This is a genomic window from Actinomycetota bacterium (genome assembly GCA_035765775.1).
Classification (GTDB): domain Bacteria; phylum Actinomycetota; class CADDZG01; order JAHWKV01; family JAOPZY01; genus DASTWV01.
This window is the reverse complement of sequence record DASTWV010000045.1, coordinates 18936-30575: the sequence shown is the minus strand read 5'-3', so window position 1 is coordinate 30575 and position 11640 is coordinate 18936. Positions and strand designations below refer to the sequence as shown.

Here is an 11640-nt window from a genome sequence, read left to right as displayed (position 1 = left end):
CACATCAAGGTCGGCGACCCGCTGAACCTGACGGGCGCACCGCTTCTCGACCTCCCGGTCTCGATCCCGAGCCTCAGCGGGCTGCTCGGCGGGCTGCTCAGCTCGACCGACCAGGCCGGTGACCTCACCCTGCTGGCCGGCACCCCGCTGCAGACCCAGATCAAGGTCGCCAGCGCCACGCCGTCCGCCACAGGTGCGAACGTGACCGCACAGTCGACCGGCGTGGGCATCGACGCCCTCGAGGGCCTCGGCGCCTCCTCGCCCTCCGCCTTCGACGGTGGCCTCCGGCTGAACCTGGCATCTGCCAGCGCTTCGGTTGCCGGCAACATCGCCAAGGTGCAGTCCGCAGCTCCGGCTCTGCCCATCACCGGTGGCCCGACGTATGTCTTCTGGGCCGGCGGTCTGGTCGTCGCCACGGCTGCCGCACACCTCCTGCGCAAGAGCCGCCGGCTGCGTGCCGGTTCCCGGGCGTAGGTTCGGTACCTAAGCAGACGCATCGCCAGTAAGGAAAGAAGAGGGATCGCTCAGTGACACTTAAGGCGACCCCGAAGGCTCGGCGGCTCCTCGCCACCATCCTCTCGGTACTTGCGGGAGTGATGGTGGTGGGGGCCGTGGGTCTCCTCGGGTATCCGGAGTACACCAACATCCGAGCCGAGAACAAGCAGAAGGTACTGCGAGCCGAGCTCCAGAACGCCTCGGCCAAGCTCAAGGCGGCGTATGAGAACCCGGTGAAGGTCGGCACCACCTCCGGTCAGGCGACCCTGGCGGAGGGCTCCCCCCTCACCAAGATCCAGATCCCGAAGATCGGGCTGGACACCATCGTCGTCCAGGGCACCTCGTCGCAGGCGCTCGCCGCTGGCACGGGGCACTACCCGCAGACCCCGCTCCCCTGCTCGAACACCGGCAATGTCGCGATTGCCGGGCACCGCACCATGAATGGGCACCCGTTCCAGGACCTCAACAAGATGGCTACGGGAGACACGGTCACCCTGATGACCCCGTTCCAGGAGTGCACCTATACCGTGGTGGCCTCCGTCGATGGGCACCCCGGGGTCTGGACCACCCTCCCCAACGACTGGACGGTCATCGCCCAGACCACGGCGCCGTTCCTGACCCTCACCACGTGCACGCCCGAGGGCACCGCCTCGCAGCGCATCGTGGTCCGGGCCCAGCTGACCTCGGTGAAGAACATCGTTCCGGGCTCGACCACCCGGTAACATCAGGTAGCAGAAGGTCTCTTTTTCATCGTGGTCCACCGCCAGGTCACCCGTCAGTCCGGAGTCGGCCCAGTCAGGCAAGGAGCGTCCCCCCAGCGATGAACCTTCGTCGTCTCTCCTGTTCTTTTGTCGCTGCGGGGACGCTCGCCGCCTCCGCCTTCGGCTTCACCGCCCTTTCTTTTATGGGCCCGCTCGCCGGCCCGGCGGGGGCGGCGACCTCGAACGTGACCGTCGTCATCAACTCCCCGGGGGCCAACGCCGCCGAGCAGGGCACCGTCCCTATTAATGTGAGCGCCAGCTGCAGCGACCTTCTGTGCGCCATGTCGAGCGTCTCGATCAGCATCACCGACGGCGGCGGAGCGGTGGTGGGCTCGGACAGCTGGAACGCCCCGGCGAACAGCACCCAGGCTTCGGTGACCGTGCCCACCTACCAGTGGAACAGCGGCGCCAGCACCAAGGCCAACGGGACGTACACCATCAACGCCACCGGCACCGAGGCGAAGAACCTCCTCGGGACCCCCCCGGGAACCGCGGCCACGCAAATCCTGGTCAACAACCCCCCGGCCAACCCGAGCGGCGTGAAGGCCACCTTGAGCGGCAGCACTCCCGTGGTGTCGTGGAACCCGAACCCCGAAGCCGACATCACCGGCTACGAGGTCTTCCGCTCGGGCGGGTCCGGCTCAGCCGCCGCCTTCAACACCGCGGCGGGCGTCACCAGCTACCAGGACACCGCCGCCCCGGCCGGCACGCCGGTCAGCTACATCGTGGTGGCCGTCCGCTCCAGCCCGGTCTACTCCTCGGGCATCACCTCGTGCGGCAAGGCCGCCCCGTGCTCCTCCCCGCCCACCAACCTGGAGACCGCCGCAGTCACGGTGCCGGCACCCTCGGGCCCGACACTGCCCAACTCGGTGGCCACCGTGGACCCGCCGAAGCCGGTCGCCGCGGCCAAGGGCGTGACCGGGACCAGCAGCCTGCCCCAGCTCCAGCCGGTGGCGCTCACCGCACCGAAGCCCAACCAGGTCACGGCACCGTCGCTGCCCACCACGGTCATCCAGCTGCCCCAGCCGAACGTCGTCCAGTTCGCGCCGTTGCTGCCCTACTCGGGCAAGATCCCCGAGCAGGCGGTCACCACCACGGTCCCCGCCCCGGTGCAGGCCCCGCCGGCGCAGGGCAGCCAGTCGTCGATCTCGCTGCCCGCCATCGGCAAGGTGACGCCGGTCAACGCCGCCAAGTACATCGCCGCGGCGGCGATCCTGATCGTGCTGGCCGTCCACCTCACCCGGTACGCCCGGAAGTTGACCCGGACGGCGTAGCCCAAAGGCCGAGCCGCGACGAGCCGCGAGTTGATCGCCAGCATGTCCACAGCGGGCTGGAACGCTTTTCGCGGGTAGAGTAAGGGCCATGCCACGTCCCGACCCGGCAAGCGCCGCCGGCGCGGGGGGACCGGAAGAGCCGGGCCGGAATGCAGGTTCCGGCGGCCCCGGCAGCCCACCACAGCCGCCCGCCGCGCGCCCCCCGAGGTCCCCAGCGGCCGCCAGCCTCGGTCCCACCGCGGAGGCCCTGGCCGCCGCGGCCCGGTCGCTTGAGGCCGACGAGGCCGGCGGGCCAGCGCTGTTTGACCCGGAGTCGGCGGAGCCCACCGGACCGGCCGGACCGGCCGGACCAAATGGTCCCGCGGGGCCTGCCCAGCTGCTGGCGGACCCCTACGCCGTGCCGGTCGCCGCCTCGGCTCCGGCCCGGCCGGCGCCCACCGGCGGACCCCCCGGGGCGCTGCCCGGCGGGCCGCAGCCCGCCAACCGGGGCGGCAAAGCCGGCCGCCCGCCCGAGCGCCGGCGGGGCAAACCCCGCAAGAAGCTCGCCATCGCCCTCATCGCCTTCGCCCTGGTCCTGATCCTGGCCGGGATCGCAGTGGCCGGCTACCCCTTCTATACCGACGTCGTCGCCGGCCGTAAGCAGGCGACCCTCGGCCACCAGCTCGACCAGGTCGGGCAGGAGACCGGCGCCGAGCGGCTGCGGGCACTGCAGGCGTACGCCAGCCGCGACTTCGGCACCGGCAGCCCCATCACCTACATCGAGATCCCCGCCCTGAACGTGAAGGAGGTCGTCGTCCAGGGGGTGACCGACGAGGCACTCAATGTCGGCGCCGGCCACTACCCGCAGTCGCCGCTGCCCGGCGAGACCGGCAATGTGGCCATCGCCGGGCACCGGACCATGAACGGGCATCCCTTCGGGGACCTGAACAAGCTGGTGGCGGGCGACAAGATCGTGCTCCAGACCCCCTTCGAGAGCTTTACCTATACGGTTCTCCCGCCCTTTGACGGGCATAACAACCCCTGGATCGTCCAGCCCACGGACTGGACCGTGATCTCATTCCCCACCCAGGAGAAGCTGTTGACCCTGACTACCTGCAACCCGCCCGGCCAGCAGACCAACCGCCTCGTCGCCCGGGCGGTCCTGACCTCATGACCCGGGCCCCGCGGCTGGCGGCCGGCCTGCTCGGGGCGCTCCTCACGGTCGCGCCGTTCGGCTTCGCCGGCTCGGCCCGGGCCGCGGCGTCGCCCTGCACCGGCAACGTGACCACCTTCATCGACGTGTCGGTGACCGACTGGCAGTCCCCGTCGGGGGCCACCGACGACGTCGCCCACCAGTGCACCCCGGACAGCGGCACGACGCTCACTGGGACCTACCAGGTGCACTTCGACTCCGGCAGCCTGGACTCGCTGTCGAGCTTCTCGGTGGCTATCGTGCCCGGGAAGGGCATCCCGGCCCTGCCCGCCTCGGCCACCGTGAGCCACAACTACAAACTGCTGGCCTCGACGCTGAGCGACACGATCGCGTTCGCCTGGAACACCGCCACCCAGACGCCCTACAACGGCGTGTACTCCATCTCGGCCACCGCGGTCTCGCTGCTGGGCGACGTGGCCAGCTCCCAGGTCAGCCAGCTCTCGGTCAACAACCCACCCTCGACACCGTCCAAGGTGGCCGCCGTCCTCGCCGGCGGGCAGCCTACGGTGACCTGGGCGGCCAACCCGGAGCCGGACATCACCGGCTACGAGGTCCTGCGCTCCACCGGCGGGGCATACAGCCCGATCGGCACGGTGAACACCACCACATTCAACGACCCGGCCGCCCCGCAGGGCTCGGCCCTGACCTACGAGGTGATCGCCGTCCGCAGCTCGCCGCTGACCAAGGCGGGCATCAGCTCGGCCGCGTCGTCGCCCAGCAATGCGGTGACGCCGCAGCCGGTGGCGGTGCAGCCGGTGACGCTGTCGGTCGTCGCTCCCCCCTCCCCAATCGCTCCCCCCAAGCTCAAGCCGATCACCGTGGGGGGGAACACAATCGCCCCCATCGACAACACGTTCGCCCCCAACCTGCCCTTCGGCCAGGCGATCCCCACCGCCACCGAGACCGTGCCGTCGTTCACCACCGGGTCGGTGCAGGCATTGGCGGGCGATCCCCCCAGCGGCGGGACCAGCACGGCCCAGAAGCTGCGCTACATCGCCGCGGCCGCCCTGCTGATCGTGCTGGCAGCGTTCATCATCCGGTTTGCCCGCAAGCTCCTGAAGGGCCTGTAGGGCGCCCCGCACCACCCGGCAGCGGCTGCTCCTGTCCTGGTACCGACCCGTCCTATTACATACTCGTTGGGTATGGACACCCTCGTGATCGGAGCCGGGCCGATCGGCCTCGGCATCGCCTGGCGGGCGGCGCAGCGCGGCCGGGACGTGGTCGTGCTCGACCGGGGTGAACCCGGGGGCGGCGCTTCGTTCCATGCCGCAGGCATGTTGGCCCCCATCACCGAGGCCACCTACGGCGAGGAGGCCCTGCTGGCCCTCACCCTGGAGAGCGCCCGGCGCTACCCGGGCTTCCGCCGGGAGCTGGCCGCCGCCAGCGGCCACGACCTGGCCTCGGCGGCACCCGGGACCCTGTTCGTGGCCCTCGACCGGGACCAGCTCGAGGCCCTGCGCCACCTCCACGCCTTCCAGGCGGCCTCCGGGCTCGATGCCCGCTGGCTGGACGCCGCCGCCTGCCGGGAGCATGAGCCGGGGCTCCACCCCCGGGTGCGGGCCGGCATCCTGACCGCCGAGCAGGAGGTGGACCCCCGCCGGCTCACGGCGGCCCTGGGCGCGGCCCTGGCGGCCGCGGGCGGGACCATCCGCACCGGTGCCGGCGTGCGCCGCGTCCTGGTGGACTCCGGCGTGTGCACCGGGGCCGAGCTGGACGGCGGCGAGCAGGTCACCTTCGACCAGGTCAGCCTCGACCCGAAGGGGGGCCGGGTCGTGCTGGCCGCCGGGTGCTGGTCCGGGGGGATCGGCGGTGTGCCGGCGGCGGTGCGCGAGGCGGTGCGCCCGGTCAAGGGCCAGATCCTGCGCCTCCGGCCCCGGCCGGGCGACGGGCTCCCCATCCGCCACATCGTCCGGACCGAGGAGGTGTACCTCGTGCCCCGCGCCCTCCCGGGCGCCGGGCCGGGCGACCCTGCGCGCGGCGAGGTGGTCGTGGGCGCCACGGTCGAGGAGCGCGGGTTCGACCAGTCGCTCACCGGCGGAGGCATGTTCGAGCTGCTCCGGGCGGCCATCGAGGCCGTTCCGGCGGTGCGCGAGCTGGAACTGGTGGAGGCCTCGGCCGGCCTGCGTCCGGGGAGCCGGGACAACGCCCCCCTGCTCGGCCCGGTCGGCACCGGCCCGGCGGGCCTGCTGATCGCCACTGGCCACTACCGCAACGGGATCCTGCTCACCCCGGTGACCGCCGACGCCCTGGGCGACGTCCTCGCCGGCGCCCCGGTCCCCGACCTGGTCCGGCCCTTCCTCCCCGACCGGTTTCGCCGAGCGAACCCCGCCCCCGCGAGGGCCTCGTGAACCTCGGGGTGAACGGGGCTCTGGTCGAGGCGCCGGACGGTTCGACCCTGCCCGAGGTGCTCGCCGCCGCCGGGATGGCCGACCTGCGGGGCATCGCGGTGGCCCTCGATGGTGAGGTCGTCCCCCGCAGCACCTGGGAGGCGTGCCGGCCGGCCGACGGCCAGCGCCTGGAGGTTGTGCGTGCGGTGCAGGGCGGTGCGCCGCAACCGCCACCCGGGGCGCCACCCGGCGCCGCCGACAAGCTGGAGATCGCCGGCCGGGTCTTCGGCTCCCGGCTGATCTTCGGGACCGGCGGCTTCCGCAGCCTGGAGGTCCTGGGGGCGGCCCTGGCCGCCAGCGGAGCCGAGCTGGCCACGGTGGCGCTCCGCCGGGTGGACCCGGCCGCCCGGGGCTCGGTCCTCGACGTCCTGGCGGACCACGGGGTGGACGTGCTGCCCAATACCGCCGGGTGCTACACCGCCCGGGACGCGGTGGTGACCGCCCGGTTGGCCCGGGAGGCGCTCGGCACCCACTGGATCAAGCTCGAAGTCATCGGCGACGACCGGACGCTGCTGCCCGACGGCGCCGAACTCGTGGTCGCCGCCCGGACCCTGGTCGACGAGGGCTTCGTGGTGCTGCCGTACGCCAACGACGACCCCATCCTGGCCCGCCGCCTGGAGGACGCGGGCTGCGCCGCCGTCATGCCGCTCGGGTCGCCCATCGGCAGCGGGGCGGGGATCCGCAACCCGTACAACCTGGCGATCATCCTGGAGCAGGCCTCGGTGCCGGTCATCCTCGACGCCGGCATCGGCACCGCCTCCGACACGGCCCGGGCGATGGAGCTCGGCTGCGCCGGGGTGCTGATCGCCAGCGCCATCAGCCGGGCCCAGGACCCGGTGGCGATGGCCGAGGCGATGGCCGCCGCCGTGACCGCGGGCCTTCTGGCCCGGCAGGCGGGCCGCATCCCGCACCGCCTGTACGCCGAGGCCTCCAGCCCGATGGAGGGCCGCCCCCAGTTGAGCCTGTGACTACCCAAAACGGGCAAGGACCGTCCGGAGACCGACCAAAGACTGTCGAAACCTGAAAAGAGATTACGGTTTTCTCAGCGTCGTTCTCAGGTTGTCAACAGGTGACGATCAGTCTGGGCCCACGATTTCGCCCCATACGCCCTGAGGATCCCTCAGGGCCGGGACCGGCGGGCCCCCAGGCTGCGAACGGTGCCGGGCTTGGGCATACTTGCCGGGTTTGTGAACCCACTGAGCACCGGGACCAGCAATGGTGCAAGGCGGCCGGCCGTCTCGAACAGGGCGTCGGCTCGGGAGTGGTCCTGGTCCAGGTGCGATAGGAGATCCACACCGAGGTAGAGAGCAATCACACCGAAGGCCAGAGGCCGGGGCTGGATGAGCCCGGCCAGCGGCGAGGACGCCAGCACGTCGGCCAGCACCTCCTCCACGAGTTCCACCCAGGGTTCCATCCGGGCGACCACCTCGGGGCCCAGGTCCGGGCGGGCGAGGCTGCCGGCGATCAGCTCGGAGATCACCGTGATGTGGCCGGTCTCGAGGTCCTCGCGGTACAGATCCGTGGCCATCCGGATACGGTCCTCGACACTCCCCGGCGACCGGACCGCCTCCCGGTAGCGAGCCATACGCTCGGCACTGGTGCGGTCGAGCGCGGCGAGCAGGAGATCGTTCAAGGTACCGAAGTGGTAGAAGATCAGCGCCTGGTTGAAGTTGCCCCGCCGGGCGATCGCCCGGGCGCTGGTGCCGGCGAAGCCTTCCTCCTTCAGCGTCTCCAGGGCGGCGGCAACGATGCGCTCCTTCGTGGTCCCCGGCAGCTCGTCCCGCATCCCCGCGTGCCTCCCGGCCCCCCGCCATCGAGCGTCCGCTCAATTCTGCGCACGCTGTGGTTTTGGTGTCAAACCGTGATCAGTGAAGAAGGTTTTGTTGGCTTGCAAGCACAGTGTGCCGCCTGGCGGACCGCCAAAGGTGGCAATCGCCGAGTCGATCGGTCTAGGATGCCTCCGTCCGACAGGGCTAGGACCCTTGATCTTTGGAAGGGGGGAGGTCCTATCCGAGGTTTCGTTATCAGCCTGCTCGCAGTAGGGCTTTGGCTCGTCGCCATCTGCGCCGTGGTGTGGATGTGGCGCTCCGTGCCAGACGCCAACCGAAGCATCCGCCGTTTCCACCGGGCTCGCCGGAGTCTTGCCCGGGACCGCCGCATCCGTGACGACTACTTTCCCGAGGTTGCGCCTGCTCAATCGGCCCCGTCGTCCGAGCAGCCCACCGTGGTAGTGACCTCCACCAGCCGGCGTCTCCGCTCGGAGAAGGCCTCCGGTCTCGACGCCGGCCCTGCCCGCTGGCCCGCCGATGGCTGGTCGCTCGGCAGCCTGGCCGCCAGCGGCCCGCGCCTGGCTTGGGCCACCGCCGACACGCTGAGCTTCACCGAGGTGGACCTCCCGGTCGCCCGCCTGCCCGAGGACCTCAGCGTCCCGGTCGAGGGCCGCCCGAAGCGGGCGGAGGGCCCCGCCCCCGAACGCAAGGCCACCCCGTGGGAACGCCACCTGGCCGCCGTTGCCGCCCGGGCCGAAGCGGCCAAGCAGTCCGACGACCGGGTGAGGGCCGCCACGCAGACGGCACCGCGGCTGCGCGCCGTCGCCCGCTCGGCTGACGAGGCCGCCAACCGCGCCTCCCGCCCCGGCCGTCACCCGGCGGGACGGCAGGCCGCCAGTCCCCGCCCGCGGCCGGCATCGGAGGAACCCCACGTGGAATGGGCCAAAGACCGGAGCCTGGAGCCGATTGGTCCCCGTGCCAGCTTCGCCTCGGGAGAGCGCCCTGCCCGGATAAAGGTCACCGGGGTCCGGCGCCCGCTCCCCCGGCCGGTGGAACGGCCCGCCCGGGCTGCCGAGGTGAAGCCCATCGCCCGGCGCATCGCCGAGCTGCCCCGCCACCCGGCCGTGGCCGGCGCGCCCGCCCCCGTGCGGGCGGCCGCGAGCCGCACGGCTGACGACGCCGCCCGCTGGACGGTCATCGACCTCAGGGCGGCGCAACCGGTCCACGAGCTCCCGAAGGTTGCCGCCGTCCAGGCCAACGCCGAGCCGCCCACAGTCCTTCGCCTGGAGCCGCTGAACCGCAAGGAGGGCAGGGAAGCCAGGGAGAGCAGGGAAGCCCGGGAGAACACCCACGCCAGCCGGGTGCGACCCTCCTTCCCGCCCATTGCCCGGCGGGCATCGGGCGACGGATTCACGCTCAGCCCCGGCCATTCCCGGGCGTAGCCGGCCAGCCGCACTCCAGCAGGGTGGGGGCCGTCCTGGTCGGGACCGCCTCATGGACGGACAAGACCCTCATCGACAGCCACGCCTTCTACCCGCCTGAGGCGACGTCCGCCGACGCCCGCCTGCGTTACTACGCCAGCCAGTTCCCCATCGTCGAGGTGGACTCCACCTACTACTTCCCGCCGACGGAGCGCAATGCCGCCCTGTGGGCGCAACGCACCCCGGTGGAGTTCACCTTCCACATCAAGGCCTACTCGCTCCTGACCCGCCACCCCACCCGGCGCCAGTCCCTGCCCGAGGAGCTGCGGCCGCCCGCCGACGAGGGAGAAGGAAAGAAGGGGAAGGGATCCCCGTTCGTCTACGCCTCCCACCTCCCCGCCGAGGCCCTCGATGAGGTGTGGCGCCAGTTCCGGGAGGCGCTCATGCCGCTGCACTCGGCCGGCAAGCTGGGCGTGGTGCACTTCCAGTTCCCCGAGTGGTTCCTGCCCGGGGCGGAGAGCCGCGACTACCTCCTGGAGTGTGCCGGGCGGCTGCCCGACTACCAGATCGCCGTCGAGTTCCGCAACGCCACCTGGGTCAACGAGCGCAACCGGGAGCGCACGCTGGGGTTGCTGCGGGAGCACCACCTCCCGTTCACGTGCGTGGACATGCCCCAGGGCTTCCGCTCCAGCCTGCCGCCGATGGCGGAGGCGACCAGCTCGGCGCTCGCCTACGTCCGCTTCCACGGGCGCAACACCGAGGCCTGGGAGGCCACCCACGCCACTGCCACACCCCGGTTCGCCTACCTGTACAGCCAGGACGAGCTCGCCGGCTGGGTGCCCCGGATCCAGGCCCTCGCCGGGCAGGCCCGGGAGGTGCACGTGCTCATGAACAACTGTTACCGGGACAACGCCCAGGTGAACGCCCGCCAGTTGGTGGACCTGCTGCGCTGAGGCCGCGAGCCGGCAGACTGCTCCCTCGAACGATCAGCCCAAATCGGTCTTTGCTGCTGGACACTTTCGGGCGGAGCGAGGTCCTAGGGCGGGGTGAACTGTGCCCTCTGCTGGTCCATGAACGTGACCATGTCCGTGTGGTGGATGCCCTGGGCGTCCAGGATGCGGGCGAGGCGGTTCTGGTGGAGTTCGCCCAATCCGAAGAACAGATCGCCGTCGGCCCGGGCCTTCTTGATGTGCTGGAAGATCGAGAAGTCCCGGGCCCGCTCCGCCCGCATGATCTCGTGGGCAGGGTCCGCCTGGTAGTCGCCCGCGCCGGCGAGCGTCCGGTGTGCGCCGGTCGCCACCCGCCAGCCGGCGGCGGGGTCGTCAAAGGCCGCAATGTCGGCTGGAGCGGCGGCCGCCCGGACTGCGTCGATCTTGTGCTGGGCATAGGCCGCCCACTCGTTCTTGAAGGGCGTAAAGATCGCCCACCGCAGGTCGATCTCCTGCTTGGCCGTGCCGTCAGGCAGCGCCACCAGGGTCGTCGCGAGCGTGTCGAGGGTCGCCCGGTTGCCCAGGTAGGTGGCGAGGCCGGCGGCCGGCTCCGCCCGGGCGGAGTCCAGGATGGCCCAGCCCAGCAGGCGCAGTTCAGCGGGCGTTCCCCTGACCTTGCGCGCCGGGGTGGACTCCTCCAGGCCGGTGAGGCCGCGGAGGATCTTGGGGTGCAGATCCTCGGCCTCGTGGGCCCGGTTGCCCGCCGCCCTGCCGATCTCGGTGTTCTTCATCCCCCGGCGGCGGGCCACCGCGGCATGCAGGGCGGGATTCGTCGCCGCGGCCACATTCTCGGTGTAGGGCTCATACAGGAACCGGGAGGTGTGGAGCCCCCGCGCCAGGTCGGCCATGGTGGTGGCCGAGTGGTTCTCGCCGATCACCGTGAAGGAGTTGGGATGGACCTTGACCCAGGTCCGCTCCTTGGTGACGTAGCCCATCGAGTCGATCTCGCCCTTGGCCCAACGCGACATCTCGTCCTTGTTGGGGAAGAACCTCGGGATGGCATCGGTCAGCATGGTCCCGACCGCCGGCCGGTCGCGGGTTAGCTTCCCGTGCAGCGTGCGCCAGCTGCGCCCGGTCTTCTGCCGCCAGCCGCCCTGTTGGCCGATGTACACCAGGCGCTGGACCTCCACCAGGGCCGGGCCCGACAGGGCCTGAGCGACCGCCCGGTTGCCAGCGCTGGCCTGGAGCTGGAGGAGGGCCTCCTCCTGGCTGCGCAGGCCCGGTGACGCCGGCCGGCGGATCGCACCGGCCGCCCGAGGTGTACCGGCGCCGTGCTGCCGGAAGGTGGTCGATGCCCGTGTCACGCCCGGTGCCCTCCAGCAGGTCCGCGAGGCGCATGAACGCCACGCACC

Annotated in this window: 11 protein-coding genes and 1 pseudogene; 10 read left to right on the top strand and 2 right to left on the bottom strand. The window is 71.7% G+C overall.

Translation table 11 applies throughout. The features are described from left to right. The 8 genes and pseudogenes from VFW71_10725 to VFW71_10690 form a co-directional block, all read left to right on the top strand. A partial coding sequence (locus tag VFW71_10725) for a hypothetical protein (GenBank protein ID HEU5003235.1) occupies positions 1–474 on the top strand: 474 nt, incomplete at its 5' end. A gap of 53 nt (positions 475–527) precedes the next feature. Next, on the top strand, positions 528–1217 hold the full coding sequence (locus VFW71_10720) for a class E sortase (protein HEU5003234.1): 690 nt from the start codon (positions 528–530) through the stop codon (positions 1215–1217). Between the two features lie 98 nt (positions 1218–1315). Continuing rightward, the gene (locus VFW71_10715) at positions 1316–2530 is read left to right on the top strand and encodes a hypothetical protein (GenBank protein HEU5003233.1); all 1215 of its coding nucleotides are present in this window, start codon (positions 1316–1318) and stop codon (positions 2528–2530) included. 88 nt (positions 2531–2618) lie between these two features. Further along, entirely contained in the window at positions 2619–3683 is a 1065-nt protein-coding gene (locus tag VFW71_10710) for a class E sortase (protein ID HEU5003232.1), read from the top strand. Then, on the top strand, positions 3680–4792 hold the full coding sequence (locus VFW71_10705) for a hypothetical protein (GenBank protein HEU5003231.1): 1113 nt from the start codon (positions 3680–3682) through the stop codon (positions 4790–4792). The genes VFW71_10710 and VFW71_10705 overlap by 4 nt, the downstream gene beginning before the upstream one ends. Before the next feature lie 72 nt (positions 4793–4864). Continuing rightward, the gene (gene thiO / locus VFW71_10700; GenBank protein ID HEU5003230.1) at positions 4865–6070 is read left to right on the top strand and encodes a glycine oxidase ThiO; all 1206 of its coding nucleotides are present in this window, start codon (positions 4865–4867) and stop codon (positions 6068–6070) included. Further along, positions 6067–6255, top strand: a pseudogene (gene thiS / locus VFW71_10695) (sulfur carrier protein ThiS). Before thiO ends, thiS begins: the two are co-directional and overlap by 4 nt. 57 nt (positions 6256–6312) lie before the next feature. Beyond that, complete coding sequence (locus tag VFW71_10690; GenBank protein HEU5003229.1) at positions 6313–7077, top strand: thiazole synthase; 765 nt, start codon at positions 6313–6315, stop codon at positions 7075–7077. 152 nt (positions 7078–7229) lie between these two features. Here VFW71_10690 and VFW71_10685 read toward each other — a convergent pair whose 3' ends face one another. After that, on the bottom strand, positions 7230–7895 hold the full coding sequence (locus VFW71_10685; GenBank protein HEU5003228.1) for a TetR family transcriptional regulator: 666 nt from the start codon (positions 7893–7895) through the stop codon (positions 7230–7232). A 444-nt stretch (positions 7896–8339) separates the two neighbouring features. Between VFW71_10685 and VFW71_10680 the strand changes: the two genes are divergently transcribed. Together VFW71_10680 and VFW71_10675 are read left to right on the top strand one after the other, a co-directional pair. After that, positions 8340–9320 (top strand): hypothetical protein, encoded by a 981-nt coding sequence (locus VFW71_10680; protein HEU5003227.1) that lies wholly within the window; start codon positions 8340–8342, stop codon positions 9318–9320. A gap of 23 nt (positions 9321–9343) precedes the next feature. Then, positions 9344–10252, top strand: a complete 909-nt coding sequence (locus tag VFW71_10675) for a DUF72 domain-containing protein (GenBank protein ID HEU5003226.1) — start codon at positions 9344–9346, stop codon at positions 10250–10252. Between the two features lie 83 nt (positions 10253–10335). On the opposite strand, the gene VFW71_10670 is transcribed toward VFW71_10675, so the two are convergent. After that, positions 10336–11592 carry a hypothetical protein gene (locus VFW71_10670; GenBank protein ID HEU5003225.1) on the bottom strand — a complete coding sequence of 419 codons (1257 nt, stop codon included), beginning with the start codon at positions 11590–11592 and terminating at the stop codon, positions 10336–10338. Positions 11593–11640: the final 48 nt, after the last annotated feature.

Coding starts and splice junctions, on each gene's coding strand:
- thiO (HEU5003230.1), top strand. CDS start 4,865: ATGGACACCCTCGTGATCGGAGCCGGGCCGATCGGCCTCGGCATCGCC.
- VFW71_10715 (HEU5003233.1), top strand. CDS start 1,316: ATGAACCTTCGTCGTCTCTCCTGTTCTTTTGTCGCTGCGGGGACGCTC.
- VFW71_10710 (HEU5003232.1), top strand. CDS start 2,619: ATGCCACGTCCCGACCCGGCAAGCGCCGCCGGCGCGGGGGGACCGGAA.
- VFW71_10685 (HEU5003228.1), bottom strand. CDS start 7,895: ATGCGGGACGAGCTGCCGGGGACCACGAAGGAGCGCATCGTTGCCGCC.
- VFW71_10705 (HEU5003231.1), top strand. CDS start 3,680: ATGACCCGGGCCCCGCGGCTGGCGGCCGGCCTGCTCGGGGCGCTCCTC.